Here is a 26,878-nt window from a genome sequence, read left to right as displayed (position 1 = left end):
CGGAATAATCGGTTGCCGCGCTGTTTGCAATTGGCCGGCTGCGAGGGTGGGCCGTTGCCGCCCCCGTAACCACTGCGCCGGACCTGCCTGTTTACACAGCAGGAAAATAGGGATATTCCATATCCTTAATATAAGTTCGATCGGTATCGACCTGGAATCCATTGATGATCCTGAAAAGCCAAGTCGAATGGGCGCTGCACTGCTGCGCCATTCTCGCGGGCCTGCCGGCGGGACGCTACCTCTCCACAAAAGCGCTCGCCGAGTTCCACGGCCTTCCCAAGGAGTATCTCTCCAAGGCGCTGCAAAGTCTGTCGCAAGCGGGCCTGGTGGATACGACGCTCGGTCCATCAGGCGGATACCGGCTGGCGCGGCCGCCGGCCGAGCTGACTTTCCTCGAGATCGTGGAAGCGGTGGAGGGCAAGTCGCGGACGTTTGTATGCACCAACATCCGCGAAAACAACCCGTGCCGTCCGCAGGGCTATTGCGAAAGCGGCCCTTGCGCAGTGTCTCGCATCATGTGGGAAGCCGACGAGGCCTGGCGGGCAAAATTGCGCAGTGTCCGGCTTTCCGACCTCACCGAGGCGCTGGCGCAGGAGATTCCGGCGGAGCTTTGGAAGAACAGTTTCGAATGGGTGCTAGAGCGCGCCGGATGAGCGCATGACCCTCGCTTGCGGCTGGTCAGCCGTCGCCGGCAAGACGACGGCATAGCTCTGCGGCGACATTGCAAGGGAAAGACCGTTCGCCTCGCAATGCCGATGGACAGTATCGATCACTTCATTCCTCGCCAGCAACCGGTCGGCCGGACCGGCCACGCAAAACAGCAGATCCATCCCGATTGCCACCGCATCGATCTCCTTCAGCGCGACGAGCGGTGCCGGGTTCTTGACGACCCGTTGGCATTTCTGCAGAGCCGCGTGCATGGCCTCCTCGATGATGTACGGCGCGTGCGTCGCCGCAACCCGCACGGTCAGCGTCATCAGCTGCCTCTCGTCGGGACGGCTTAGATTGGTCAGGCTGAGTTTCGCCAGCACGCTGTTGGGCAGGACGACGATGTTGTTGGCGCCGGTAAGCAGGTGGGTGGAGCGCCAGGTTGTTTCGACGATGCGTCCTTCCGTGCCGTCGTTCAGCATGATCCAGTCACCGAGCGTGTAGGGACGCCCCAGCGTCAACGCGACGCCGGAAAAGACGTCGCCAAGCGTGTTCTGCAGCGCAAGGCCGACAATGATCGCAACCGCACCCGACGTTGCCGCCAGCGTCGCTATGGGAACGCCGAAGACGAAACCCGTTATCGACAGCGCCACGCCGAGATAGATAACCGCGACGACGAGCTCCTGGAGCAGGCGCGCTTCTTGCGGCCGATGTTCCACGACGATGTAGAGGCGCACAAAGCCGATAAGCGTCCAGGCAAGGTGTATCCACCAAAGGATGCGTGCCGACTTTGCCAGATACGCGCCCGCGCCTTGAAGATCTGTGAGATCTGTCTCAGCCACCCAATGCGGTAGGATACCGCTGAAGCCGAGCACCGCGGTCATGCCGGCGAAGAACAGAATCTGGACGATCAGGCGTGCCATCGGACGCGCACGGCCCTGGAAATACCAGACGACAATGCCGGCAAGTCCCAGAAGATTGATCAAGACCAGAGGCAGATGATCGCCGAACATGGGTCCCCGATAGGATACAGTTCACAGGCACGGCCGGGCGCCGGGATGGCGTCCGGCCCTTTCGGCCTACTTCGTGACCGGATAGGTCAATTCTTTCTGGGCGGTATCGACCACGAAAACGGCCAGCAGTTTTGCCGGCTTGGTCTTGCTACCATTCTCGCTCACGCTGTGGCGATCGCCCGGCATCTCCGAAAAACTCTCGCCGGCCTTGTAGACCTTGGCCGGATCGTCATTGACCTGGCTGCGGATGGAGCCTTCCAGAACCGTCGCGTAGATGAAGGCCGAGCTTGGATGGGTGTGCGCCTCGGAGACGCCGCCGGGGCCGTATTCAACCAGGATGCCCTTGATGCTCTTGCCCGGCACATTCGGCAGTTCATGTTCGTAGACAAGGGTGACTTTGGCGGCTTTCTCGCCGGCGTGAGCATCCTTGGCTCCGGCCGGGCTTGCCAGGGCTGCCGTCAGGACGACGGCCGCGGCGATTGACTTGATCATTTTCGAACTCCTTTGTGTTGAACAATGCGTTGCGCCTGGGCTGCAGCGCAGCCTGACGGTCATTTCCGCGCCGCGGTGGCGAACCATTGCTCGAAGCTGATGTGGCCAAGGCGGGGATTGTTGTCGGAGACGAGCGAATTGTCGTTCAGCCTGGCGCCAAAATAGAGCGCCTCCGGATCGGTGACGACCTTGCGGGGATCGCCGGCAGCCTTGAGGTAGCGAGCGACGAGCTCGCTCATGCGCACGCGCTCAGGACCGGAAATCTCGATCGTGCCGTTGATCGGCGCGGCGAGCGCGACATTGGCCATGGCGTCGGCGACGTCGTCGGATGCGATGGGCTGCACATAGGCCGGCGACAGATGCACAGCCTCGCCGACAGCGCCGGATTTGGCGATGGCGGGCAGGAATTCCATGAACTGCGTGGAATGAACGATGGTGTAGGGAATGCCCGAGGCCTTGATCAGCTTTTCCTGGGCGAGCTTGGCGCGGAAATAGCCGGCATCCTGCAGGCGTTCGGTTCCGACAACCGAGAGCGCGATATGGTGCCTGACACCGGCAGCCTTGTCCGCCGCGAGCAGGTTGCGCCCCGAAATCTCGAAGAACTCCATTGCGGCCTTGTCCTCGAAGGAGGGTGAGTTGGCGAGATCGATCACGACCTCGGCGCCGGCGAGCGCCTCTTTCACACCTTCGCCGGTGATGGTGTTGACGCCGGTGTTCGGGGCGGCAGCGATCACCTCGTGGCCCTGCTTGCGCAGGCGTTCAGTGGTTTTGGAACCGATAAGGCCGGTGCCGCCGATGATGACGATTTTCATAATGCTCTCCGTTTGATGGGTCTGGCCTGAGGGGGGTTAGTTCAGGCCGGCCTTGTCGAGGCCGTAGAACTTGTCTGCGGAGCCGGGCACCGCCTTGAAGGCGACACTGACGCGGTTCCAGGCATTGATGGCCATGATCGAGAAGGTCAGGTCGGAGATTTCCTTTTCCGAAAGCTGCCCACGCACACGCTCATACAGGTCGTCGGGAATGCCGCCTTCGGGAAGTTTCGTGACGGCTTCGGTCCAGGCTAGGGCGGCGCGTTCACGCGGAATGAACAGGGTCGATTCCCGCCAGACGGCGACGTGATAGAGCCGCAGCTCGCTCTCGCCGTGGATCTTGGCTTCCTTGATATGCATGTCGAGACAGAAGGTGCAGCCATTGATCTGCGATGCCCGGATATGGACCAGGTCGCGGATCGTCTCCTCGATCGCGCTATGCGCCTCGGCCATGCTGAGGTCGGAAAGCTTTTTGAACAGCTCGGGCGATTGTTGGGCGGCGTTCAGGCGCTGTGTCATAGCTTGTCCTTGGGTTTTGAGGATATTTGATGTCCTTAAGGATAATTAATATCCATAATAGCTGGACAGTAAAGCGCCTGCCGCCTAGGATGCAGACATAAGGCTTATGTCAAAATGTAATGGGGATGAGGATGGACGTTGTATCGGCGTTGCGAACGTTCCTGCGGGTGGCGCAGACAAGGTCCTTCTCCGCGGCCGCGATCGATCTCAATCTGACGCAGCCGGCGGTATCCCGGCAGGTCTCCGCGCTGGAAGCGCATCTGAAAATGCGCCTTCTGCACCGCACGACGAGCGCGCTTGCCCTGACGGCCGAGGGTGAACAGATGCTGCCGATGGCGCTGCGCGTGGTGGAAGCGGTCGAAGCGTTGAGCGAAGCGAGTGGCACTGAGGGTGCAACGGTGTCTGGAAAAGTGCGGCTCAGCCTGCCGGCGCCGCTCGGGCTCTCCATTAGCGACCGCCTCGCAAGGCTCTTAGACGATCATCCATCCCTTGCCGTCGAACTGATCTTGCGGGAGGAAGCCTCGGATCTGGTCGCCGATGCCATCGATATCGAGGTGCGCCTCGGGCCGGTCGGTGACAGCAGCCTGATCTGCCGCCGGATCGGCTGGACGACGGCCTTTCTCGTGGCCTCGCCCAGCTATCTCGAGGCGCGCGGTACCCCGCAAGCGCCGCAAGACATCAGCGGCCACAGCTGCATTTGCTACAGCCGGGCCGGCGATGGCCGGTCATGGTCGTTCTCCAATGGATTGGATGAAGTGGTCGTGCGCGTTGAGCCTCGCCTGGTCGCCAACAATTCAATGGCTGTCCATCGGGCAACGCTTGCCGGAGCCGGGCTTGCGGTACTCTCTCATATCCTGGCCGGACCGGACATCGAAACAGGCAGGCTGGTCAAGGTGATGTCGGATTTTCCGCCGACGCGGCTACCGATCAACATCGTCTACCCATCCCGCAAGAACATGCCATTGCGTGTGACGACGGTGCTCGACTTTCTTATCCAGTCTGTTCGCGGCGACGCTTCGATGGCGGCATGAAGCGCCCTGGTCGACGGTGTGCTCAGCTGAAAGCCTGCCCTAGAAACAACAACACCCGCCGGGGGAGGATCCGGCGGGTGTCGTTTTGGGGGCCGATCCTCGGGAGGAGGTGGGGATCGGCCGTATTCGTCATCGCCGGGGAGGAGGTCGGCTTTGACGAAATTCTTTGGAAGACGAACTGCGTTCGCTTCGGGAACAACGCCCGCCGCGGGAGGAGGTGCGGCGGGCGCCGTTTTGGTGGTCAACCCTCGGGAGGAGGTGAAGGCTGACCGTTTCCGTCAGGGTCGGGGAGGAGGTCGACCCTGGCGAAATTCTGATTAGATCGTCGCCTTGCGGGCGATGATCTTGATCTCGTCGCGGACGATACCGAGATCATGGAGCTGGCGGTTCGAAAGGCGACCCAGCTCGGTAACGGTGTCGCGATAAACGCGCCAGTTACGATAGTTGCGGATCAGGTTCATTGTCGTTCTCTTTTTCAAAACTGGTTCGGATCATTTGCGATCCGAAGCGGATTAGACCGCCTTGCGGGCGACGTAGTGGATGTCGCTGCGGCTGATGCCGAGATCGGTCAGTTCACGGTTCGACAGGCGGCTCAGCTCGGAGACGGTGTCCCGGTAGCGGCGCCAGTTGCGGTAGTTGCGGATCAGGTTCATGGTAGTGCTCGTTTCGTCTTTCTTCGGATCATTCCGTTTGTGTACGAACAGAAAATAGGTGGACCTATATCGATTTAAAAGTGCCATTGACGCATGGCAGCAATGCAAATTGTGCAATGCAACATTAACGCCCGTTCACGGCTTCGACACAAAGAAACCCGAATCGGAAAATGCCGTGGCGTCAATAATTTGACCCGATCGGCTGTCAGAAAGACCAAATTGGGGGAGACGCGGCATGGCGAGCTATTCGTCACGGGTGAGGTCGGATATCGGGCGTTGGCTGCAGGCCGGCCTGATCGACGCGAAGACGGCCGATGCGCTGACGCGCGACATTGAAGCAAACGAACGCAAATCGCTGAGCTTCGGCACCATCCTGGCAATGATGGCGGCGCTGCTGTTTGGCGCCGCGATCCTGTTGTTCGTGGCTTCCAACTGGGACGCCATTCCGCGGCTGGTGCGGGTCGCGTCACTGTTTGCCGTCATTCTCGCCGGCTATGTCGGCGGCGCGGTGCTGAAGACGCGCGACCATGCGGCGATCGGCGAGGCGCTGTGGATCGTTGCCGCCGCGGCTTTTGGCGGATCGATCGCGCTGATCGGCCAGATGTACCATCTCACGGGCGACGAGGCCTCGGCCATTGTCACCTGGGGCATCGGCACGGCGCTTGCCGCGGTGGCACTGCGCTCGAATCCGCTGACGGTCGCTGCCGTCGGTATCGCCATTGCCTGGCTGTTCGTGCGGGCTTTCAACTTTTATAATCGCCCCGAAGTCCTCAATTTCTTCGTCATCATGGCCCTGGTGATGTTCGTCGTCTCGTTCTGGACACGCAGCCAGCCGGCCCGTCACCTGATCCTGCTTTCGGTCATTTTCTATATCGCGGCACGCGGCATCGACCACAACACGTTGCAATGGGCCATCCCGCTGGTCGTGGTTTCGGCACTGCTGTTCGCCGCCGGTATCTTCGCCTCCGGGCCGGCCGACCGGATATTGCAGCTCGGCGGGCGGCTGCCTTTGCACGCCTTGATCGGCTTTCTGACCGGGCTGGCGATGATCCAGATCGAGCTGGGCGACGACAACGCCTTCAGCATCGGCTTTGCCATCGCCTCGGTCGTGGCACTGGCCGGCATTGCCGCGGCGATCATGCTCGGCGGGCGCGAGAGCAGGGGACTGCGCTGGGTCGCCTATGCCGGCTTTGCCTTCGAACTCGCCATCATCTACGTGGTGACACTGCAGTCGATGCTCGACACGGCCGGCTTCTTCCTCGCCGCCGCGGTGCTGTTTGGCATCCTGGCCCTTGTGATCATCCGCGTGGAAAAACGCATGAAGGCCCCGGAAGGAGCGGCAGCATGATGTCGGGAAAGAAACTTGTCATCTCGGCGCTGATCCTGGCGCTGGTGCAGATCGGCTTCCTGAGCTGGATCATCGCCGGCCGCGCGGCGATCCTGCGCAACGGCAAGGAAGTGTTGCTCAAGATCGAGCCGGTCGATCCGCGCGATCTTTTGCGCGGCGACTATATTATCCTCGGCTACGAGATATCGCGCTTGCCCGTGAAGCTCATCGCCAACATTCCGGCCGGACAGAGCACCAGCGACAACACGCCGATCGTGGTCCGGCTGAAGCCGGGCGCCGACGGCTATTGGCATGCGACCACTGCCTGGTTCGGCAAGGCGCCGACGCCGCCCGCCACCGACGAAGCCGATATCGTCGGCCAGGTCGCACCGGGCTGGACGCTTGATCCCGAGTCCACGATCGCACCGCAATATGGCATCGACCGCTTCTACTTGCCTGAGGGACAAGGCATGGCGATCCAGAACGATATGCGTGTGCGGCCATTCGGAGTGCGCGTCGCGCTCGCCGCCAATGGCGAGGCGCAGATCAAGGCGCTGATGGACGGCGACAAGACAATGTTCGAGGAACCGCTCTATTAGAAGACATTACCCAGGGCATGGATTTCGGTAAAAACGATCGCTTCGCCCGCATGCAAACCAGATGGGCGAAGAACCATGACCACTACGCTGACAACGCGCGAAGACATCAATCTCGATGCAGTTTTGCGCGTCGCCTGGAAAAACGACACGGTCGAAATCAGCGACAGGGCCTTGCAGCGCATTGCCGAATGCCGCGCCTCGTTCCTGAAACTCATTGAATCCGATCCGCCGCCGGTCATCTATGGTGTCACCACCGCCATGGGCGAACTGGCGAGCCGCAAGCTCGAACTTGACGAGCGCGACCGTCATGCGCGCATCAAGGCTTTTGCTGCCGCCACCTCCTTCGGCGGGCCGCTGCCCGACCGTGTCGTCAGGGCGATCGTGCTGGCCCGGCTGACCAACTTCGTCGAAGGCAATGCCGCCACCACGCCGCGCATCGCGCTGGCCGTTGCCGCGATGCTCGACGGCGGTCCGATGCCAATGGTGCCGTCACAGGGGCAGGGCGGCGCCGGCGAGATCCTGGCGCTCTATCCGCTGTTTGCCGCGCTTACCGCTGGCTTCGATCTCGAAGTGAAGGAGCGGGGCTCGCTGATCAACGGCTCACCTTGCGCGGCGGCGCTGGTGGCCGACGCAGCACTTGCCGCACGCCGGCGCGTCGCCATTGCGCACAAGGTGTTTGCATTGTCGATCGAAGCGTTTCGCGCGCCGCTCGAGCACTATGATGCAGCGCTCGACGGGCTTTGGGGCGACGAACACGAAGCAGCCGCCTTGCGTGGCTTGCGGCAGTTCCTGGTCGACGCCGGCAATGGGCGGCGCAATTATCAGGCGCCGGTCAGCTACCGCATTGTGCCCCGCGTGCTCGGCCACGCGCATCGGGCGCTGGCGGGCGCCGAGCATGCGGCGACTGTCTCGCTGGCTTCGATATCGGACAATCCGGTCTACATTCCCCCCGACGACGCGCATCCACTGGGACGCTGCATCTCCACCGGCGGCTATCATAATGCCATGGCGACACCGGCGCTCGACGATCTCTCAGCGATCTGGGCCGATCTCTGCCTGCTCTGCGATCGCCACGCCTCAAAGCTGCTCAACGGCAAGGTCTCGCTGCTGCCGGACCTGTTGATGACCGGGCGGCATTGGGCCGACAGCGACGGCCACGGCAATGTCGGCTATGTGCCGATGGCGATCACCGGCTATCTCGAACAGGCCAAGCTGGCGGCGCAGCGCACCTTCATTCCGGGAACCGAATCGGCCGGCGCCGGCCAGGACGACGTCGCTACCACGGCATTCTTCGCCTGGACCAAGGAGGCGACCGCCGGCCGCTGCCTCGACGCGGCTATGGCGATGCTGGCGATGATCGCCTCGCAGGCCATGCATGTCACCGACCGCGCCGCGCCGCTGGCGCTGCAGGCTTTCGTGGCGGATATCAGGAAGATCGTGCCGCCGGTCGATGCCGATCGTGTGCTAGGGCCTGAACTGACGGATTTGGCCGCGTGGTTCACCGGGCAGGTCTTTGAGGCATAGGCGACAGCTCGTGGGGAAATTGCTGCGCTTGGGCAAGGCTTGACGGACGATCGTTTCAGAGAAGCTTTCTGCGAAGCAGGCGAAAGTCGACAAGGCGCAAAAGTCTGGTTTTGTCGGCCATGAACTTGTCGAATGACGCATCAAAATCATTGCCGATCGCTCGCCATTCGTCTTTCAGCGCGCGAACACGTCTGGCGCGCAGCCAGTTCTTTATCTTCGCGCCAGCCCCCTTGGGCTTCAGGATGACGCCACAGCCGTAATCGGCATCCACAGTGAAATAGTCGAGATCCGGATTGCCCAGCACGAAATCGATATAGGCCTTGTATGTCACTCCGCACCACTCGCCGGGGACAAAGGAGGGATTGGCTGCAGCCCGGTGCGGGGGCAGGCAGTCATGCACCACCACCGCACCCCCTGGCGCGACCATGCGAAACGCTTCCTGGATATCGCGAGTCGAGCAGTCGTAGGTGTGGTGCGGGTCAACGAATATGATGTCGAATGCCTGTCCCGTCAGGCGTGTGTCATCGAGACACGCCGCGATATCGTCGTTTGCAGACGCGAAATCGACAGGCAGACCATCGCCCGGCGGCTCTGTCATCCGATAAACCAGGCGCATGCAAGGCTGAAAGTCCATTTGGCACACTTCCGCGTACGTGAAGCCAGTGGTGCCCGTGGTAATTTCAAAATAGCGTGAGAGACCGAAACGAACCGAGAGCAGCCCACAGATGTGCGCTTTGTTCCAGTATTCAAGCGTCATCATTGTCCGCCGTTTCTTGGGCAATGCGTTGATCTTATTGCCGGCTATCTCCCAAGCGATCAGTCAGCAGGATGGCGCATGGCTGTGCCGGGAAGAGGCAGTGTAGGGGAGACGCAGAGTGAAATAGCCAAGGTACAGGTTGGTGCGGATGAAGGGACTCGAACCCCCACGCCTTTCGGCACTGGAACCTAAATCCAGGGCGTCTACCAGTTCCGCCACATCCGCATTGCCCGGCAATCCCATGTAGCCATCATTCTGTCAATGTCGGGGCGAAAATGGCCGTCATTCGCTGCAACGCGAAGATGGTTGAAAATTAGCCTCGCCTGTGACAAAAGGCGTGTCAAATGTGACGGGACGCGCCGATCCGCTTCTGCAGAATGTGATAAGAAGTAGGAAAAACAAGAACTTATTCACATCTTGGAACGCAGTTTGGAAGAATTTGAGCCGTAATTTCGGTCAAATCGCCAGGTTCCGTACCAAAAGCCATTCCCGGCAAGATTGTACCGGCAGGCTGTGAACGGCAGAAGGCCGTGGCAGTCTCTTTGGTGAAGATAAAGGTTTTACGATGCAGGTCACCGAAACGCTCAACTCCGGTCTCAAGCGCGAGATCAAGATCACCGTGCCGGCCGGTGACATGGAAGCCAAGCTGATGGCGCGGCTGTCCGACGCCCGCAACAAGGTCCGCATCAACGGCTTCCGTCCCGGCAAAGTGCCGGTCCAGCACCTGCGCAAGGTCTACGGCAAGTCGTTCATGGCCGAAGTGGTCAACGAGATCCTCAACGATTCGACCCGTTCGATCATCACCGGCCGCGGCGAAAAGGCCGCCATGCAGCCCGAAGTGATCATGACCGAGGACGAGAAAGAGGCCGAGAAGATCCTGGCCGGCGGCGCCGACTTCGAATTCCGCCTCAACTATGAAATCATCCCGGCGATCGAGATCAAGGATTTCTCCGACATCAAGGTGACGCGCCAGGTGTTCGAAGTGCCGGACTCAGAGATCGACGAGCAGGTCCAGCGCGTTGCCGAATCGGCACGCAGCTTCGAGCCGAAGACCGGCAAGGCTGCCGAAGGCGACCGCGTTTCGATCGACTATGTCGGCAAGATCGACGGCGAGGCCTTTGCAGGCGGCACCGGCACCGACCAGCCGCTGGTGCTGGGTTCCAAGGAATTCATCCCGGGTTTTGAGGACCAGCTCATCGGCTCCAAGGCCGGCGACGAGAAGCAGGTCACGGTCACTTTCCCCGAAAACTACCAGGCGGCCCATCTGGCCGGCAAGGAAGCCACCTTCGACGTCACCGTCAAGGAAGTGTCCAAGCCCGGCGCGCTGGAAATCAATGACGAGATGGCCAAGAATCTCGGCCTGGAATCGCTGGAGCGCCTGCGCGACGTGGTGCGTGGCCAGATCGAGAACCAGTTCGGTTCGATGACCCGCCAGAAGGTTAAGCGCCAACTGCTCGACCAGCTGGACGCGGCCTATTCGTTCGAGGCGCCGTCGAAGCTCGTCGATGCCGAGTTCAACAACATCTGGACCCAGGTCAACCGCGATCTCGAAGCTGCCGGCCGTACCTTCGCCGACGAAGAGACGACGGAAGAAGAGGCACGTGCCGAATATCTGCGCCTTGCCGAGCGCCGCGTGCGCCTCGGCCTGGTCTTGGCCGAGATCGGCGAGAAGGCCGGCGTCACCGTTTCGGACGAGGAACTGCAGCGCGGCCTGTTCGAGCAGGTGCGCCGCTACCCGGCCAACCAGCAGCAGGAAGCCTTCGAGTTCTATCGCAGCAATCCGGAAGCGCTGAACACGTTGCGCGCGCCGATGTTCGAGGAGAAGGTCGTCGACCATCTGCTCGGCCAGATCTCGGTCACCGACGTCAAGGTCAGCAAGGAAGAGCTGATGGCTGACGACGAGGAGGCCGATACCGCCAAGGCCAAACCGGCGAAGAAGGCCGCTGCCAAGAAGGCCGACAAGGCTGAAAAGGCCGACGACGCCGAAGAGCCCAAGAAGAAGGCCGCGCCGAAGAAGAAGGCCGCCAAGGACGCCGAATAAGCTCCTGACGGCTTCTTGTTTGTACGCAATTCCCAAGGGAAAGCGCTACGCGCTTTTCCTGGAATCGCTCTAGATCAGAAAAGGCCGCCCTCGAGGCGGCCTTTTTCGTTGTGGCGGGCGTGCCTTGAGCCACCGCAGGCCACCTAGAGCGTTTCACCGTTTCGTGGAAACGGCGAACCGCTCTATCTCTTTGTTTTTACGCAATTCCCAAGGGAAAGCGCTTCGCGCTTTTCCCGGGAAAACCGCACACACTTTTCCTGGAATTGCTCTAAACCTTTGTACGGTCGACCTGTTCTACCTGCCGGCCAGATTCTGTGGTACACAGGTGCCGCAAATCCATTTGGGGGAGAAGCGGAGAATCCGTTCTGTCGTGCAACGCGCATGCTGACGGTATCGGCATGCGAAGATCGTCTCGGGCAAATTTGACGACCAGGGAGGAAATGCCATGCGCTTGGTTGCGTTTTTCGCTGTCATATCTGTTGCAACCTTTATCGCCAATCCATCGCGGGCACAGGATGCGGCGGCGGGCGAGAAGGTCTTCACCAAATGCAAGGTCTGCCACGTCGCAGACCAGGACACGAACAAGATCGGTCCATCGCTGCACGGCGTTATCGGCCGTACGGCCGGCACGCATCCGGATTTCAAATATTCCGAGGCCATGATCGCCGCCGGCGCATCCGGCGTCAAATGGGATGAACCGACGCTGACCACGTACCTTCACGATCCCAAGGCCATGGTCAAAGGTACGAAGATGGCGTTTCCCGGCCTCAAGAAGGACGAGGACGTCGCCAACGTCATTGCCTATCTGAAGCAATTCTCCCAGTAGCTTGGCGCTTCGGTTGGCAAGGCCGCCCGTTTTCCATTGATGGTCGTCTCAAATGTCGGTCAAGGAAAGCCTCAAGGAAACCGGCGTCCGCATCTCGGAGGCGACGGCCGGTGATTTCTTTGCACTGTTGAAGCCGCGGGTCATGGCGCTTGCGATCTTTACCGCTTTCGTCGGTCTGATGGTGGCGCCCGGGGCGATGAACCCAGTCATCGCCGTGGTCGCAATAGCTGCCATTGCGGTTGGTGCGGGAGCGGCCGGGGCGCTCAACATGTGGTACGATGCGGATATCGACGCGCTGATGTCGCGCACGTCAAAACGGCCAGTTCCATCAGGCCGCGTCACGCCCGGTGAAGCGCTCGGCTTCGGCCTGGTGCTTTCCGCGTTTTCGGTCATGACGCTCGGCGTGCTGGTGGACTGGCTTGCCGCGTCGCTGCTGGCCTTCACCATCTTTTTCTACGTCGTCATCTACACGATGTGGCTGAAGCGCTCGACGCCGCAGAACATCGTCATCGGCGGCGCGGCGGGTGCCCTTCCTCCGATGATTGGCTGGGCGGCGGCCACTGGCGCCATCGGCATTGAAAGCCTCATTCTGTTCCTGATCATTTTCCTGTGGACGCCGCCGCATTTCTGGGCGCTCGCGCTGTTCAAGGCCGGCGACTACGCCGCTGCCGGCATCCCGATGATGCCGAACGTGGCCGGCCAGGCCTCGACCAGAAGGCAGATTTTCGCCTATTCACTGGTCCTGGCACCAACCGGCGTGCTGCCCTGGGCGTTCGGATTCACCAGCGGGTTCTATGGGATTGTTTCGGCTGCGTTGGGCGTGGGTTTCATCTGGTACGCCTGGAAGGCTCTGATCGCCCCCGACAAGGAGATGAAGCCGGCAAAGGCGCTGTTTGCCTATTCGATTTTCTATCTTTTCGCGATCTTTGCTATGCTGCTCGCCGACACCATCGCGATGCGCGCGTTCATCTCAGTCGGAGGTTGACGGCAGGCCCGCTGTTCTTGGAACACTCGCCGGGTCGGGACGGCAGGTGGGGTGATCGCTGCACCGAAAACGTTGCACATCAGGATCGGCTCACGACGGTAGAGCACAGAATCCCAAAATCAGCAGAGCAACGACGCCAAGGCCGAGCAGCAGAATGGTTTTTCCGTCCATGACCTGCACCTTCGATTGGAGAGGATATCGAAGAAGGGCCTCAAGAGCCAGCGCATGACCTTGCGAGCCTTTGTGACAAAAGGGCGACAAGCTCCAGGCAATGGAGTATGTTGATTTCGGTGCAGGTCGCGGTTTTGCGTGGCCAGTCATGCAGAACGGCAGCACCGTGAAACCGCGACCTTACCGGACCTGGTCTGGAGGAACGGCATGACAAGTTTTCACGTGATTGCAGGCGCCAGCGAAACGCTGGAGCACACCAAAATTCGAAAGATCGGTGTTTCCGATCTTTTCGACGCGCTCAAGCGCGGTGTTGACGATTTCATGGTCAAGCCGTCGCACATCGTTTTTCTCTGCCTGATCTATCCGCTTGTCGGCGTCGTGCTCGCTGCCTGGACTTCGGGCGCCAATGCGTTGCCGATGTTGTTTCCGCTGGTGTCCGGCTTTGCGCTGATAGGTCCATTCGCGGCGATCGGCCTCTATGAGATCAGCCGCAGACGAGAAGCCGGGCTCGACACCTCCTGGAGGCACGCTTTCGAGGTCAGGAATTCTCCGGCCCTGCCGGCAATCGCGGCGGTCGGGATCATGCTGGTTGCAATCTTCATCGCCTGGCTTTTGGCTGCGCAGGTGTTCTACCAATATCTCTTCGGCCCGGCTCCGCCGGAATCAATATCCGGCTTCATCAATGAAATATTCGCCACCGGACGCGGTTGGTCCCTGATTATCCTGGGGCACGCCATCGGCTTCGTCTTCGCCGTGGTGGTGTTGTGCACGACGGTCGTCGCCTTCCCATTGTTGCTTGACCGCGATGTCGGCGCCTACGAAGCCATCCACACCTCGGTGCGAGCGGTGCTGGCAAACCCGATCCCCATGGCTGTCTGGGGGCTGATTGTCGCCGTCGCCTTGATCATCGGCTCGCTGCCGGTGTTTGCCGGGCTGGCGGTCGTGCTGCCGATCCTCGGTCACGCCACCTGGCATGTCTACCGCAAGGTTGTGGAACCGCCGTCGCCCGCCAGATCGGCGAGTTAGATGATATCTCCGTGCTGCACCGGCGAGGCTGCCGGTGCAGGCAGGCTGATTTTTCAGTAGGCCGCGTGGCTGAAGCGGGCCTGGTATGCACCCATGGTCAGGTTGCGGAAATCCTTGCCGCTGACATGCACCAGCGTCCTGTGGTCGCCGCCTTCGAAATAGACCTCGGTGGCATCGCCGAGGCTTTCATCGACTATAACCGGCACATCGTAGGCCGCGCCGATCGGCGGGATGGCGCCGATGTCGCAGTCAGCGAAGAGCGAGATCACCTCGTCTTCAGAGGCGAGCCCAAGACGCTTGTTCATGACGTCCTGCAACTTGCCAAGTTCGATCCTGTGGGTGCTCGGAACCACCGCCAGCGCATAGCCAAGCTCATGGTGGACAACCACCGATTTGGCCAAGATGCTGCCTGGCACATGCGCGGCTATTGCCGATTGCCTGGTCGTGGATGTGCGATGATGGGCGACGGTGTCGTAGGAAATTCCCTTGCCGTCGATGAAGTGCTTCAGCCTGCTTGCGATTGTCATCTTGGCCTCCCTTGCCGGAGTTCGCGACGCATTGGCGGAAACGGGGGCAATCATTCTGCTCCCGTCGTTTCCCGTACTAGCAAAATGGACCAGCCGCCGATTGTTTCAAGGCAGCCGAACGGCAAGCGTCCGTTGTTCCCGACAGAAGATGCCTCCGCCGGGTCTTGTTCCAGATGTCAGGGTCCGGCTCCGAAAAACGATATCCGGGTGAGAAGCGTATAATCCGCTTCGAAGAGCATCATCATCACGAACACCAGTATCAAAACCGGCGGCAGGATGATCGCATAGGTCAGCGCCAGCCGCTCCCAGGCCATGTGCATGAATACGGCGACGATCAGCCCCGCCTTGAGGATCATGAAGATCAGGATCAGCGACCATCTGAGATAGCCGTGGAGGCCGAAATAGTCGACCAGGTAGGAGCAGGTGCTGAGGATGAACAGCCATGCCCAAACCACCATGTAGAGCTTGATCGGGTGTTCCTGATGAACCTCCGCATGGACGCCGCCGGTCGCTGGCTCGTCATGTGCATGGCTTGCGTGCAGGGCGTGTTGCCCCAGGCCGTTTGCGGTTGCTTCAGCCATATCTGCCTCTCACCAAAGATAGAAGAATGCGAAAATGAACACCCAGACCAGGTCGACGAAGTGCCAGTAGAGTCCCATGATTTCGACGTTCTCGTAGCGACCCCTGCGGCTGGTGAAGAAGCCGGGACGTCCGACGTCGTAGTCCCCACGCCAGACCTTTCGCGCCACGATGATGAGGAAGATGACTCCGATCGTGACATGCGTGCCGTGGAAGCCGGTGATCATGAAGAAAGACGAACCGAATTGTGCCGCGCCCCAGGGATTGCCCCAGGGCCGTACCCCTTCGGTGATCAGCTTGGTCCATTCAAACGCTTGCATGCCGACGAAGGTCGCGCCGAGCGCTGCGGTCAGAAGCATCAGGATAGCCGTTTTGCGGCGGTCGCGGCGATAGCCGAAATTGACCGCCATGGCCATCGTTCCGCTGCTCGAGATCAGCACGAAGGTCATGATGGCGATGAGGATAAGGGGGATTTCCTCGCCGCCGATGCGCAGCGCGAAGACCTCGCTCGGGTTCGGCCACGGCACGCGCGTGGAGATGCGCGCGGTCATGTAGGACAGCAGGAAGCAGCCGAAGATGAAGGTGTCGCTGAGCAGGAAGATCCACATCATGGCCTTGCCCCAGGACACGTTCTTGAACGCGCGCTGGTCGGAAGCCCAGTCGGCGGCAACGCCATGCAATCCCGCCGGCCGCAGCTCCGTATGGCCGATTTGCGTCAGGGTCGTCTCAGCCATGCTCCCGGACCTCCTAGGTCAGTAACTGCCGGCAAATGTCGATGAATGTCGCGGCCCAGCCGGCCAGAAGAGCGAAGATGGCGAGCCAGATGAACAGCAGGAAATGCCAGTACATGGCGCACAGTTCGACGCTGAGGCGAAGCCGTTCCGGCCGTGCGCCGTTCCAGGCACTGGTGGTTGTCCTGCCCAGGCCCACCAGCCCACCGACTATGTGCAGGCCGTGCATCCCGGTAATCAGATAGAAAAAACTGTTGGCCGGATTGGAGGCCAGAAAATAACCGTCGGCGGTCAGGTCCCGCCATGCCATGAGCTGCCCGACGAGGAAGGCGAGCGCGGTGAGCCCGGCCGCCGCAAGGCCGAGCCTGACCGTGTCGACATGGCGCTTGCGCGCCGCGACCGAGGCGCACTGCAGCGCGATGCTGCTCAGGATCAGCATTCCGGTGTTGAGCCAGAGCAGGCGCGGAACCGGCATGGGCTGCCAGTCCGACAGCGCCATACGCATGAAGTAGGCGCTGGTGAACAGCGCGAACAGACAGCCGACGACAGCTAGGAAGACGCCGAGGCCGATCTTCGCGGTCGGCAGGCTCGACCCGTCGAAGGGGACAAAATCTTCCGCCACACCTTGCTCGAGCCATGGTTTCGACATCAGCCGCTGATGGGAGAGCCACCAGCCGGCAAACCCGGCGATCACGAGCAGGAAGACCAGGATGACGCTCATGTCGGCTCCCTGGAGGGGCCGAAGGTGCCCGGCATATTTTGCGGAATGAAGTCTTCCTTGGCACCCGGCACGCTGTAGTCATAGGCCCAGCGATAGACGATCGGCAGCTCCTTGCCGAAATTGCCATGCGCCGGTGGTGTCTGCGGCGTCTGCCATTCGAGTGTCGTGGCCCGCCACGGATTGCCACCAGCCTCGCGGCCATGGCGGATACTCCAGATCAGGTTGAACAGGAACACGATCTGGGCAAAGCCGACGATGAACGCCATGATGCTGATGAACGAGTTCAGGTGATGCGCCGACTCGGTCATCACCGTCACATCGGTCATCTCGGCGTAGCGCCGCGGCACGCCCATCAGGCCGATGTAGTGCATGGGGAAGAAGATCAGGTAGGCGCCGATGAAGGTGACCCAGAAATGGAACCGGCCGAGCGTCTCGTTGAGCATCCGGCCGGTGACCTTCGGGTACCAGTGGTAGATCGCGCCGAAGATAACGACGATCGGGGCAACACCCATGACCATATGGAAATGGGCGACGACGAACATCGTATCCGACAGTGGGACGTCGACGACGACGTTGCCCAGAAACAGCCCGGTCAGTCCGCCATTGACGAAGGTAACGATGAAAGCCATGGCAAACAGCATCGGTATGGTGAGGTGGATGTCGCCGCGCCACAGCGTCAGCACCCAATTGTAGACCTTGATTGCGGTCGGGATGGCGATGATCAAGGTCGTGGTGGCGAAGAAGAAGCCGAAATAGGGGTGCATGCCGCTGACATACATGTGGTGCGCCCAGACCACGAAGCTCAGCGCGCCGATGCCGACGATGGCCCAGACCATCATCCGGTAGCCAAAAATGTTCTTGCGCGCGTGCGTGCTGATCAGGTCGGAGACGATGCCGAAGGCCGGCAGCGCCACGATGTAGACTTCGGGGTGGCCGAAGAACCAGAACAGATGCTGGAACAGGATCGGGCTGCCGCCATTGTGCTGCAGCTGTTCGCCCATCTCGACGACTGCAGGCATGAAGAAGGAGGTGCCGAGCACACGGTCCAGCAGCATCATTACACAGGCGACGAACAGCGCCGGGAAGGCGAGCAGCGCCATGACGGTGGCGGTGAAGATGCCCCAGACGGTCAGCGGCAGGCGCATCAGCGTCATGCCGCGCGTGCGGCCCTGCAGCACCGTCACGACATAGTTCAGGCCGCCCATGGTGAAGCCGATGATGAACAGGATCAGAGAGACGAGCATCAGGATGATGCCCCATTCCTGGCCGCCGGGTGTGCCGGTCATGATGGCTTGCGGCGGGTAGAGCGTCCAGCCGGCACCGGTCGGTCCGCCGGGCGCAAAGAAGCTCGACACCAGAACCAGCACGGCAAGCAGGTAGATCCAGTAGCTCAGCATGTTGACATAGGGGAAGACCATGTCGCGGGCTCCGACCATCAGCGGGATCAGGTAGTTGCCGAAGCCGCCGAGGAAGAGCGCCGTGAGCAGGTAAATCACCATGATCATGCCGTGCATGGTGATGAACTGGTAGTAGGCCTCAGGGGTGATGAAATCGAACGTGCCGGGGAAGCCGAGCTGCAGCCGCATCAGCCAGGACAGCACCAGCGCGACCAGGCCAATGGCCGTTGCGGTTGCCGAATACTGGATGGCTATGACCTTGGCATCCTGCGAGAAGACATATTTCGTCCACCAGCTGTGCGGATGGTACAGTTCCATTTCCGCGACTTCGGCAGGCGGGACGGCATCTGCAGGCGTGATATCGACCATTGGAGCACTCCGTGCCCTTTTCAGCGGGACCCGACAGTTTCGAGTTTTGCCGCAACTTTCAAAGCTGACACCGTCGCGTTGCCCGGCGCCTGTTCCGCCGAGCCCGTCTGCTGCGGCCCCGACAATTGCGCGAACGTCTGCTGCTGGTCGAGCCAGGCCACATAGTCTGCCTGGGTGTCGACCATGACGATGCCATGCATCATCGGATGGCCCTGGCCGCACAATTCGGCGCACAGGACCTGGAAGGTTCCGGTCTTGGTCGGGGTGAACCAGAAATAGGTGACCGAGCCCGGTATCATGTCCATCTTGGCGCGGAATTCCGGCACATAGAAATCGTGCAGCACATCGATCGAGCGCAGCAGCATCTTGACCGGCTTGCCGACCGGCAGGTGCAGGTCGGCCGCTTCGACCACGACATCGTCCTGGCCGTTCGGATCCTTGGCGATGACGCCCAGCGGATTTTCAGCAGTGACGTCACGGGTGTCGGATGTGCCGAGCTTGCCGTCCTTGCCGGGCAAGCGGAAACTCCACTGCCATTGCTGGCCGACGACTTCGACCTCCGTTGCGTCGCTTGGAACGTTGACGAACCGGCTCCAGACGAACAGCCCGGGAACCAGCATGGCGGTGACACCCACTCCGGTGACGATCGTCAGCCACCATTCGAGCCGCTTGTTCTCAGGCTCGTACGCCGCCCGACTCCCCTCGCGATGACGGAAGCGGAAGACGCAATAGGCCATGAACAGCACCACGGCGGCGAAGACGACGCCGGTGATCCAGAAGGTGATGATGATGGTGTTGTCGATATAGTCCCAGTTCGAGGCAATCGGAGTCCACCACCATGGGCTCAGGAAGTGGAACAACACCGAGCCCACGACGATCAAAACGAGTACAACCACGATGGGCATGTCCCGTTCCTCCCGATATTCCAATTGGCGTGAAGCCATCGCTGGAAATACCAAAGTGCATCATGCGTGATTTGCGATCGAAATTCTAGAGCCGGCTGTGGAAGGGGCAAAAAATCGCTTTTGCGGCGGCGGCCGAGGCTCAGCGCCGGGTTTAGAGCGCCTTGATGACGATGCAGCCGGCCAGGAGCAGCACGACGCCGACGAGCCGCATGCCTGAGACAGGCCGCTGCGGCAGGCGAAACCAGCCGAAATTGTCGACGAAGATGCTGGCGACCTGCTGGCCTGCCACCGTCAGGCTGACCGCTGCCGCCGCACCAATGACGGGGATGGCGGTGAACACCGTCGTGACATAGGTCGCGCCGGCAAAGCCTCCGAGCCAACCCCACCAGGGCATCGACGACAGGCCTGCGAGGCGAGGGCGGGGCGTATTCGTCAGGACAAGCGTGGCCAGAAGCACGACTGCCATCGCCAGCATCGCCACCAGAAACGAAATGGTGCCGACGGCAAACGGCGCGCCGCCAAGGTCGTGCCGGAGCAAGGCGTTCACCGCGCCTTGCACCGGCAGCACGGCGCCCGCCAGCAGCGCCAGCCCGATCCAGCCCAGCTTCGAAGGCGCGAGATTATCCGCCGCGCCCTTCTGTCCCAGAACGATGAGGGCCGCGCCTGCAAGCACGACGAGCACGCCAAAGGCAGGTCCGGCTCGCAGGCCGGCCTCCGGAATCCCGAGCCAGCCGAATGTGTCGAGGGCGAAAGATGCAAGCATCTGCCCGGCGATGAAGAGCCCAACCGACACGACGGCGCCGAGGCGAGGGAACAGGAGAATGGTCGAAACGACATAGAACGCCGAAGCCGTGCCGCCAATCGCATGCCACCATTCCGCGTTGCGAATGGTGAGCAGCGCTGGCGCCGTTCCGGTAAGGGCTGTGATCGACAGCAGCACAATGGCGCCGACGGCGAGCTGAAGCGTCGTCGCGGCAAAGGGCGAGCCGACCGCCTTTGATAGTTGTGCGTTGGCGCCGGCCTGCACCGCGAGCAGGCCGCCGGCGACAAGCGCCAGAGGGATGAAGAGGATTTCCACGATCGCATTCCTTGAGTTTGGCTCGCCGCCAAGCGGCGCTCTAAGGCTCATATGGCCTGCGTTCCTGCGCAGATCGATCTGCTGATTCGCCCACCACTTGTGCAATTTTGCACAGGCGCGCAGGAGAAAAAGTCCATCGGTGACGCGTCTGGCTCGCCAAGTGCAACGCTTTCCTCTACCTATCTGCAGAAATGCACAGCTCACGCGACCACATCGACTGGGAAGATCTGCGTATGGTGCTGGCCGTCGCCGAAGGCGCTTCGCTGGCGGCGGCAGCGCGCATCCTGGGCGTGAACCACACCACTGTGCTGCGGCGCGTCAACACGTTCGAGGCGCGGCTTGGCATCCGTCTTTTCGATCGGCTGCCGACGGGCTATGCGCTCACCGCCGGTGGCGAGGAACTGCTGGGCGCGGCGCGCACAATGGCCGAGACGGTCAATGAGCTGACGCGCAAACTGTCGGGGCAGGATCTCAGGTTCGAGGGCACGTTGCGGGTCACCACCACCGACACACTGATGGCGTCGGTGCTGCCGCCGATCCTGGCGGCGTTTCATGAGCTCCATCCGGGCATCCGGGTCGAGGCGATGACGCAGAATACCATCGCCAATCTGACGCATCGGGATGCCGACGTGGCGATTAGGCCGGTGTCGCAGCCGCAGGAAATTCTGGTCGGCCGGCGCATTTCGGGCGTCGCCTTCGCCGCCTACGCCGCACGCGCCTATGCCGGGACGCTGCCGCCGGAGCCGAAATTTGGGCTCCTGCGCTGGATCGCGCCCGATGACAGCCTGGCCAACACCGGCGTTGCCCGCTGGATGCGGTCGTCGCTGCCGGATGTCGAGATAGCCATGCGCGCCGATTCCCTGGTGACGATGTCGCATGCGGCCGGCGCCGGCATGGGGGTCGCAGCGCTGCCTTGCTATCTCGGCGACAGCCTGCCCGGGCTTATACGCGTCGGCGGGCTGATCGAAGAGATCGGCTCGGCGCTGTGGGTCCTGGTGCATGACGACCTGCGCCGCACGGCGCGCGTGCATGCCTTCACCAAATTCGTCTCCGGCGAATTGCAGCAGCGGCGCGATCTTCTGGAAGGCAGGCTCGGCGGCGTGCTGGAGGCGCACGCCAACTGAAGCGCGTGCGTTTCGGGTTCAGCCCGCAAAAAAGCGCCCGAGTTCGGCGAGGGCCAGAGCCATGCGATCACGAAGCGGTGACTTCGTAACGAAGGTTCGGCAGGCTGCGAAGACTGGATGAAGGCGCCGGGCAAAACATTTTGCGGCGCGTCCCAGCCGAAGTCTGGGCGCGATCCGCCAACCTCTCAAGGAGTCCACGATCATGATAAATCGGCGTACTTTCTCCACCGCGCTCGTCGCCGGGGTGGCGACCACCATACTGGCCAGCTCACACACGACGTCAGCGCAGACTGCCCCAAAAATTCGCAATGTCGTTCTGGTCCATGGCGCCTATGCCGATGGCTCGTGCTGGTCAGAGGTGGTCGGCCTGCTGCAACAGGCCGGCCTCAACGCGACGGTCGTCCAGCATCCGCTGACCACGCTGGAGGCTGGTGTCGAGGCAACGCGGCGTGCGATCGCTCTCCAGGATGGACCGACGGTCCTTGTCGGGCACTCTTTTGCCGGCATGATCGTTACCGAGGCAGGGATGGATGCAAAGGTTTCCTCGCTCGTCTATGTCGCGGCGCGCGCGCCGGACGCGGGCGAAGATTACACCGCACTCGCCAAGACTTTTGCCGCGCCGCCGGCGTCGGCCGGGCTCGTCTGGTCCGCAGGCTACGGCAAGCTTAGCGAAGAGGCTTTCCTGCGAGATTTCGCCGGCGATATTCCTCGCGACAAGGCGCGCATCCTCTACGCCGTCCAGGGGCCGATCTCGGACAAGCTTTTCACCGGAAAGACGACGCAAGCGGCCTGGCGCTCTAAGCCAAGCTGGTATGCGGTCTCGACCGAGGATCGCACGATCAATCCGGATCTCGAACGCCTCATGGCCAAGCGCATGAACGCAAAGACCATCGAGGTAAAGGCAAGCCATTTGTCGCTGATCTCTCACCCCGACGTGATCGCCGGGCTCATCTCGCAAGCAGCCGGGTCGCTCAGCTAGCGCGGTTGGCCGGATCTGGGGCGGCATCGAAATCAGCCGCCTCGTGCTCCGTCCGCGCTACTTGGTCAGGCTCAGATCAACAACAGGCCCTTCATCGAGGCGTTGCCCTTCTTGCCGATGATGATGTGGTCATGGACGGCGATGCCGAGCGGCTTGGCGCTGTCGATGATCTGCTTGGTCATCTCGATGTCGGCGCGCGACGGTGTCGGGTCGCCGGATGGGTGGTTGTGGACCAGGATGACGGCGCTGGCTGACAGTTCGAGCGCGCGCTTGATCACTTCGCGCGGATAGACCGGCGTGTGGTCGACGGTGCCGACCTGCTGCACCTCGTCGGCGATCAGCACGTTCTTCTTGTCGAGGAACAGGATGCGGAACTGTTCGCGGTTCTCGAACGCCATGGCCGAGCGGCAGTAGGCAAGAAGCTGCGTCCAGTTGGACAGCACCTCGCGGTCGCGGACTTCCGCGCGCGCCATGCGCTGCGCGGCAGCGGCAATCACCTTGAGATCGGTCGCCACAGCGGGGCCGATGCCCTTCACCTCCTGCAGCAGCGCCACCGGCGCGCCAAGCACCTCGCCGAATGTGCCGAAGCGCGCCAAAAGGGCTTTGGCGATCGGCTTGGTGTCGACGCGCGGGATCAGGCGAAACAGCAGCAGTTCGAGAAGCTCGTAGTCGGGCAGGGCGTCCGCGCCGCCGGCAACGAAGCGCTCGCGCAGGCGGTCGCGATGGCCGTGATAGTGCGGCTTCTCATCCGATCTGTTCTTTGCCGCCTTTTCCTTCGCCGGCGGTTCAATCCACCGCTCGGAGAAGAACCCCCGCTCGTCGTCATTGCCGTTGTTCGCCATATGCAGCCCACATCCCTTCGCCGCAGACATTAGTGCTTTTCTGGCGTGGATTGAAACAGTCCGTCGCGCAGGGGGTGGAGGCGGCAAGATGCAGCCACGATTGCGCAACAAAACTTAACACCACTTAATGCATGCAGCCACCTTCACCTGAAATGCTGACAGCATCGGGGGCTTTCGCCTTTCTATGCTTGGAGCATGCATGTTCGCTAAAATCGAGACTGGACTATTTGCCGGCCGGGCATCTGTCGCGGCGATGGCAATTCTGTTTTCAACGCATTCGGGCACGGCAGCCGACGCCATTGCCGTGAATTCCGACGATTTCATCCGACCGCCCGATGTTTCCCGATTTGGGCGCTTCGAACAGAAACTCGCCGACTGGCACGTGGTTCTTGGCGGCGGCGCCATCATCGTCCCCAAATATGAGGGCAGCGACGAGTTCAAGGTCATGCCGGTGCCGTTCGTCACCGCGACATTTCTCGATATCGTGACGATCAATCCGTCAGGCGCCAGCATTGCCGTCTATGAACAAGGGCCGTTCGAACTCAGCGCGCGGCTTGGCTATGAAATGGGCCGCAAGGAAGACGATGCCGATCGCCTTCGCGGCCTGGGCGATATCGACATGGGCGGGAAAGCCGGCGTGAAGGCGGCAGTGAAGTTCGGCCCGGCTGAAATCTTCGCCCAAGTTGACAAGACCATCGGCGGCAGTGACGGTTTGCAGGGCGAGGTCGGGATCGAGGTTAGCCGGCCTCTGACGGAATCGTTGATCGTCGGCGCCAGCGCATCCGCCGTCTTTGCCGATGAAAATTATATGCAGGCTTATTTTGGCGTCACGCCGGAACAGTCGGCCCGCTCAGGGCTGGCGCGTTATGATGCCGGGGCCGGGTTGAAGCGCGCCGATTTTTCGATTTCCGCCACATATATGCTCGATGCGAACTGGATGGTGCGTGGCGAAGCGGGGGTCGGCATTCTCCTGGGTGACGCCGCCGACAGCCCGATCGTCGTCGACAAGGTTCAGCCCTCGGGGATGCTTCTGGTCGGATACCGGTTCTGAGACCACGCAGGCGCGCCAATGCAGGCTATGACAAAATCCGAGCTGGCCTGGCAAAGGCAGCAAGACGATCTGAGCGCTGAATCGGCAAGGCAGGGCCCGCGGATACTTATCGTCGAAGACGATTTCGAAATTGCACGCATGCTGGGCGACACGCTTGCCGAAAACGGCATGATCGTGGAAATCGTCGGGAATGGTGTGCGGATGAACGCCGCGCTTCGCGCTCAGAAATTCGATCTCATCGTGCTCGATGTCATGCTGCCGGGTGAAAGCGGCCTCAACATTTGCCGCCGCCTTCGCGCCGAAACGAACATCCCGATCCTGATACTGACTGCGCTTGGCGAAGAAATCGACCGTATCTTCGGACTGGAGATCGGCGCGGACGATTATGTGACCAAACCGTTCAGCGGGCGCGAACTGACCGCGCGGATACGCGCTCTGCTGCGCCGCGCAGCCTATGCTCCCGAAGAGCGGGATCGATCGAGAGTGCTTCGCTTCAACGGCTGGCGCATCGATCCCATACGCCGGCAACTGCATGACCCGAGCAATGCAAGGGTTGCCACCACCACGCATGAATTCGACCTGCTGCTTGCATTCTGCCGCAACGCGGGCCGTGTTCTGTCGCGCGAAGAGCTTCTCGGCGTAACGCATGCCGGGCTTGCCGGCCCGATCGAGCGGAGCGTTGACGTTCATGTCAGCCGCATCCGCCAGAAGATCGAAAAGGATGCGCGCGATCCGGTGCTGCTCAAAACCGTTCGGCTGGGGGGCTACATCTTCACCGCGACGGTGGAGGAGGCATGAGGAGTTTCCTCGGCCGTTTGCTGCCGCAGTCGGTGCGTGGGCAGTTCGCGGCAATCATTGTCGTCGCGGTGATCGTGATCCTGTCCAGCGGCTCGGCCGTCGAGAGTTTTACAGATTATTTCAACCTCCCGACCGTGGAAGACAGCGCCGCACAAACCGACGTTGTCGCCACTCTGCTGCGCGGGGCGCGTGAGGAGGATCGCGGTACGATCCTGGCAACGGCAAGGCGCGCCGGCTTTGACTTCAAGGTGCTGCCCAGGGAACAGATCCGCGCTATCCCGAAGTCCTACCTGGAATGGCAAAGCATCGCTTGGCTTCTGCGGATCGAAAAGGGTTCGATTGATGGGCGCTGGATAAGGATCGGCGGCCAATACGCGTTTGTCGTCGACCTGGACCAGCAGAGCGTCCTGGCTCATTTCGGCATGCCCGATTCCTTTCTGACGTCAGGCACCGTCCGCTCTTCGTTCTACAGGTTCATGGCTTTCATCGCCTTACCCACGATGATCTGGCTCTTTGCCGTATGGACCGTCACAGGCCCGCTGAAGCGCATCTCCACCGCTGTCGGTTCGGCCGAGATCGAGAATGGCGACGAGCTTTTCATCGAACGCGGGTCCACCGAGATGGTCGGCCTGACGCGCGCTCTCAACCGGATGAGAACACGTATCCGGACGATGATCGAGAACCGCACACGCATGTTGCGCAGCGTCAGCCACGATTTGCGCACGCCTTTGACGCGGCTGCGGCTGCGCGCCGAGCGCATGGACGAGAATTCCGTTCGCACGGCAATGCTGACCGACATTCAGCATATCGAAGACCTGATCAGCGAGACCTTGACCTATCTGCGCAACGACGTCTCGACAGAGAAGCTGCAGCGCGCCGACATTGCCAGCGTGCTGCAGACTGTCTGCGCGGAATTCTCCGATGTGGGGTTCTCGGTATCGTATTCGGGACCGGACCGGCTTCTGGGCTGGTGCAAACCCAATGCGCTGGCCCGTGCGATCACCAATCTCTGCGACAATGGGGTCAAATTCGCCGGCAACGTCACGGTCGCGTTGACACAGACCGGCTCAGCGGCACGCATCGCGGTTGGTGACGATGGCCCGGGCATTCCGATGACGGCGCGCACCCAGGTCTTCGAACCCTTCTTCAAGGAAGATGCCTCGCGCGGCGTTGCTTCGAAACATGGCTTTGGCCTGGGCCTCTCGATCGTTGCAGACATTATCCAGGGACATGGCGGCAGGATCGAACTGCAAGACAACCAGCCCAACGGACTGATCGTTACCGTCGACCTGCCGAATGAACCAGCGATCCAGCTATCATAACATGGAATCCGCCCGAAACGATCGGACCGGCGGC

29 protein-coding genes and 1 tRNA gene are annotated in these 26,878 nt (G+C 61.3%); 14 read left to right on the top strand and 16 right to left on the bottom strand.

What is annotated here, in order from left to right; translation table 11 throughout:
• Positions 1-164: 164 nt before the first annotated feature.
• Positions 165-653 carry an RrF2 family transcriptional regulator gene (locus tag AC1DYC_RS08455; RefSeq protein WP_436260344.1) on the top strand — a complete coding sequence of 163 codons (489 nt, stop codon included), beginning with the start codon at positions 165-167 and terminating at the stop codon, positions 651-653.
• Here the strand turns inward: AC1DYC_RS08455 and AC1DYC_RS08450 are convergent.
• The 4 genes from AC1DYC_RS08450 to AC1DYC_RS08435 form a co-directional block, all read right to left on the bottom strand.
• Positions 636-1,661, bottom strand: a complete 1,026-nt coding sequence (locus AC1DYC_RS08450) for a mechanosensitive ion channel family protein (RefSeq protein WP_477405405.1) — start codon at positions 1,659-1,661, stop codon at positions 636-638. The genes AC1DYC_RS08455 and AC1DYC_RS08450 overlap by 18 nt on opposite strands.
• A 66-nt stretch (positions 1,662-1,727) precedes the next feature.
• Positions 1,728-2,153, bottom strand: a complete 426-nt coding sequence (locus tag AC1DYC_RS08445) for a cupin domain-containing protein (protein WP_477405403.1) — start codon at positions 2,151-2,153, stop codon at positions 1,728-1,730.
• A 59-nt stretch (positions 2,154-2,212) separates the two neighbouring features.
• Complete coding sequence (locus AC1DYC_RS08440) at positions 2,213-2,965, bottom strand: SDR family oxidoreductase (RefSeq protein WP_477405401.1); 753 nt, start codon at positions 2,963-2,965, stop codon at positions 2,213-2,215.
• Between the two features lie 36 nt (positions 2,966-3,001).
• A complete protein-coding gene (locus AC1DYC_RS08435) occupies positions 3,002-3,481 on the bottom strand; it encodes a carboxymuconolactone decarboxylase family protein (RefSeq protein ID WP_477405399.1) in 480 nt (159 codons plus the stop codon).
• A 131-nt stretch (positions 3,482-3,612) separates the two neighbouring features.
• Between AC1DYC_RS08435 and AC1DYC_RS08430 the strand changes: the two genes are divergently transcribed.
• Positions 3,613-4,512, top strand: coding sequence for a LysR family transcriptional regulator (locus AC1DYC_RS08430; protein ID WP_477405397.1), 900 nt, complete (start codon positions 3,613-3,615; stop codon positions 4,510-4,512).
• Positions 4,513-4,829: 317 nt separating this feature from the next.
• Here the strand turns inward: AC1DYC_RS08430 and AC1DYC_RS08425 are convergent, their stop codons facing one another.
• On the bottom strand, positions 4,830-4,973 hold the full coding sequence (locus AC1DYC_RS08425) for a DUF1127 domain-containing protein (RefSeq protein WP_142865062.1): 144 nt from the start codon (positions 4,971-4,973) through the stop codon (positions 4,830-4,832).
• A gap of 51 nt (positions 4,974-5,024) precedes the next feature.
• Positions 5,025-5,165 (bottom strand): DUF1127 domain-containing protein, encoded by a 141-nt coding sequence (locus tag AC1DYC_RS08420; RefSeq protein WP_006335194.1) that lies wholly within the window; start codon positions 5,163-5,165, stop codon positions 5,025-5,027.
• A 235-nt stretch (positions 5,166-5,400) separates the two neighbouring features.
• Here AC1DYC_RS08420 and AC1DYC_RS08415 point away from each other — a divergent pair, with 235 nt between their 5' ends.
• The 3 genes from AC1DYC_RS08415 to AC1DYC_RS08405 all read left to right on the top strand — a co-directional run bounded on the left by AC1DYC_RS08415 (position 5,401) and on the right by AC1DYC_RS08405 (position 8,615).
• A complete protein-coding gene (locus AC1DYC_RS08415) occupies positions 5,401-6,513 on the top strand; it encodes a DUF2157 domain-containing protein (protein WP_477405395.1) in 1,113 nt (370 codons plus the stop codon).
• Positions 6,510-7,091 (top strand): GDYXXLXY domain-containing protein, encoded by a 582-nt coding sequence (locus AC1DYC_RS08410; protein ID WP_477405393.1) that lies wholly within the window; start codon positions 6,510-6,512, stop codon positions 7,089-7,091. The genes AC1DYC_RS08415 and AC1DYC_RS08410 overlap by 4 nt, the downstream gene beginning before the upstream one ends.
• A gap of 75 nt (positions 7,092-7,166) precedes the next feature.
• A complete protein-coding gene (locus tag AC1DYC_RS08405; RefSeq protein ID WP_477405391.1) occupies positions 7,167-8,615 on the top strand; it encodes an aromatic amino acid lyase in 1,449 nt (482 codons plus the stop codon).
• Between the two features lie 55 nt (positions 8,616-8,670).
• Here the strand turns inward: AC1DYC_RS08405 and AC1DYC_RS08400 are convergent, their stop codons facing one another.
• Positions 8,671-9,375 (bottom strand): class I SAM-dependent methyltransferase, encoded by a 705-nt coding sequence (locus AC1DYC_RS08400; RefSeq protein ID WP_477405389.1) that lies wholly within the window; start codon positions 9,373-9,375, stop codon positions 8,671-8,673.
• A 137-nt stretch (positions 9,376-9,512) separates the two neighbouring features.
• A tRNA-Leu gene (locus AC1DYC_RS08395) sits at positions 9,513-9,597 on the bottom strand.
• Positions 9,598-9,937: 340 nt separating this feature from the next.
• Here AC1DYC_RS08395 and tig point away from each other — a divergent pair.
• From tig to AC1DYC_RS08375, 4 genes are all read left to right on the top strand, one after another.
• The gene (gene tig / locus AC1DYC_RS08390) at positions 9,938-11,413 is read left to right on the top strand and encodes a trigger factor (protein WP_477405387.1); all 1,476 of its coding nucleotides are present in this window, start codon (positions 9,938-9,940) and stop codon (positions 11,411-11,413) included.
• Positions 11,414-11,858: 445 nt separating this feature from the next.
• On the top strand, positions 11,859-12,239 hold the full coding sequence (locus tag AC1DYC_RS08385) for a c-type cytochrome (protein WP_477405385.1): 381 nt from the start codon (positions 11,859-11,861) through the stop codon (positions 12,237-12,239).
• Between the two features lie 52 nt (positions 12,240-12,291).
• On the top strand, positions 12,292-13,224 hold the full coding sequence (gene cyoE / locus AC1DYC_RS08380) for a heme o synthase (protein WP_477308129.1): 933 nt from the start codon (positions 12,292-12,294) through the stop codon (positions 13,222-13,224).
• A 378-nt stretch (positions 13,225-13,602) separates the two neighbouring features.
• A complete protein-coding gene (locus AC1DYC_RS08375; protein ID WP_477308131.1) occupies positions 13,603-14,421 on the top strand; it encodes a DUF2189 domain-containing protein in 819 nt (272 codons plus the stop codon).
• Positions 14,422-14,474: 53 nt separating this feature from the next.
• Here the strand turns inward: AC1DYC_RS08375 and AC1DYC_RS08370 are convergent, their stop codons facing one another.
• From AC1DYC_RS08370 to AC1DYC_RS08340, 7 genes are all read right to left on the bottom strand, one after another.
• Positions 14,475-14,948, bottom strand: a complete 474-nt coding sequence (locus tag AC1DYC_RS08370) for an aminoacyl-tRNA deacylase (protein ID WP_477401440.1) — start codon at positions 14,946-14,948, stop codon at positions 14,475-14,477.
• Between the two features lie 176 nt (positions 14,949-15,124).
• Positions 15,125-15,529 (bottom strand): cytochrome C oxidase subunit IV family protein, encoded by a 405-nt coding sequence (locus tag AC1DYC_RS08365; RefSeq protein ID WP_477405383.1) that lies wholly within the window; start codon positions 15,527-15,529, stop codon positions 15,125-15,127.
• A gap of 9 nt (positions 15,530-15,538) precedes the next feature.
• The gene (locus AC1DYC_RS08360) at positions 15,539-16,261 is read right to left on the bottom strand and encodes a heme-copper oxidase subunit III family protein (protein ID WP_477405381.1); all 723 of its coding nucleotides are present in this window, start codon (positions 16,259-16,261) and stop codon (positions 15,539-15,541) included.
• Positions 16,262-16,274: 13 nt separating this feature from the next.
• Positions 16,275-16,979 (bottom strand): cytochrome c oxidase subunit 3, encoded by a 705-nt coding sequence (locus AC1DYC_RS08355; RefSeq protein ID WP_477405379.1) that lies wholly within the window; start codon positions 16,977-16,979, stop codon positions 16,275-16,277.
• Positions 16,976-18,745: a cytochrome c oxidase subunit I gene (ctaD, locus tag AC1DYC_RS08350; RefSeq protein ID WP_477405377.1), complete on the bottom strand. Its 1,770-nt coding sequence runs from the start codon at positions 18,743-18,745 to the stop codon at positions 16,976-16,978. Before ctaD ends, AC1DYC_RS08355 begins: the two co-directional genes overlap by 4 nt.
• Positions 18,746-18,765: 20 nt before the next feature.
• Complete coding sequence (locus AC1DYC_RS08345; protein WP_477405375.1) at positions 18,766-19,650, bottom strand: cytochrome c oxidase subunit II; 885 nt, start codon at positions 19,648-19,650, stop codon at positions 18,766-18,768.
• Positions 19,651-19,801: 151 nt separating this feature from the next.
• Positions 19,802-20,728 (bottom strand): DMT family transporter, encoded by a 927-nt coding sequence (locus tag AC1DYC_RS08340; RefSeq protein WP_477405373.1) that lies wholly within the window; start codon positions 20,726-20,728, stop codon positions 19,802-19,804.
• Positions 20,729-20,919: 191 nt separating this feature from the next.
• Here AC1DYC_RS08340 and AC1DYC_RS08335 point away from each other — a divergent pair, with 191 nt between their 5' ends.
• Positions 20,920-21,852, top strand: coding sequence for a LysR family transcriptional regulator (locus AC1DYC_RS08335; RefSeq protein ID WP_477405371.1), 933 nt, complete (start codon positions 20,920-20,922; stop codon positions 21,850-21,852).
• 199 nt (positions 21,853-22,051) lie between these two features.
• On the top strand, positions 22,052-22,831 hold the full coding sequence (locus AC1DYC_RS08330; protein WP_477408211.1) for an alpha/beta hydrolase: 780 nt from the start codon (positions 22,052-22,054) through the stop codon (positions 22,829-22,831).
• A gap of 71 nt (positions 22,832-22,902) precedes the next feature.
• Here the strand turns inward: AC1DYC_RS08330 and radC are convergent, their stop codons facing one another.
• Complete coding sequence (gene radC, locus AC1DYC_RS08325; protein ID WP_477405369.1) at positions 22,903-23,673, bottom strand: RadC family protein; 771 nt, start codon at positions 23,671-23,673, stop codon at positions 22,903-22,905.
• Positions 23,674-23,872: 199 nt separating this feature from the next.
• On the opposite strand from radC, the gene AC1DYC_RS08320 reads away from it, so the two are divergent.
• The 3 genes from AC1DYC_RS08320 to AC1DYC_RS08310 are packed head-to-tail and all read left to right on the top strand — an operon-like array spanning position 23,873 to position 26,844.
• Positions 23,873-24,724, top strand: coding sequence for a MipA/OmpV family protein (locus AC1DYC_RS08320; protein WP_477405367.1), 852 nt, complete (start codon positions 23,873-23,875; stop codon positions 24,722-24,724).
• Positions 24,725-24,751: 27 nt separating this feature from the next.
• A complete protein-coding gene (locus AC1DYC_RS08315; protein ID WP_477408209.1) occupies positions 24,752-25,522 on the top strand; it encodes a response regulator transcription factor in 771 nt (256 codons plus the stop codon).
• Positions 25,519-26,844 (top strand): ATP-binding protein, encoded by a 1,326-nt coding sequence (locus AC1DYC_RS08310; protein ID WP_477405365.1) that lies wholly within the window; start codon positions 25,519-25,521, stop codon positions 26,842-26,844. The genes AC1DYC_RS08315 and AC1DYC_RS08310 overlap by 4 nt, the downstream gene beginning before the upstream one ends.
• Positions 26,845-26,878 lie beyond the last annotated feature (34 nt).

The organism is Mesorhizobium sp. P2_E7, from assembly GCF_056403855.1.
The sequence above is the reverse complement of the archived record's forward strand: the minus strand, read 5'-3'. Positions and strand labels throughout refer to the sequence as shown.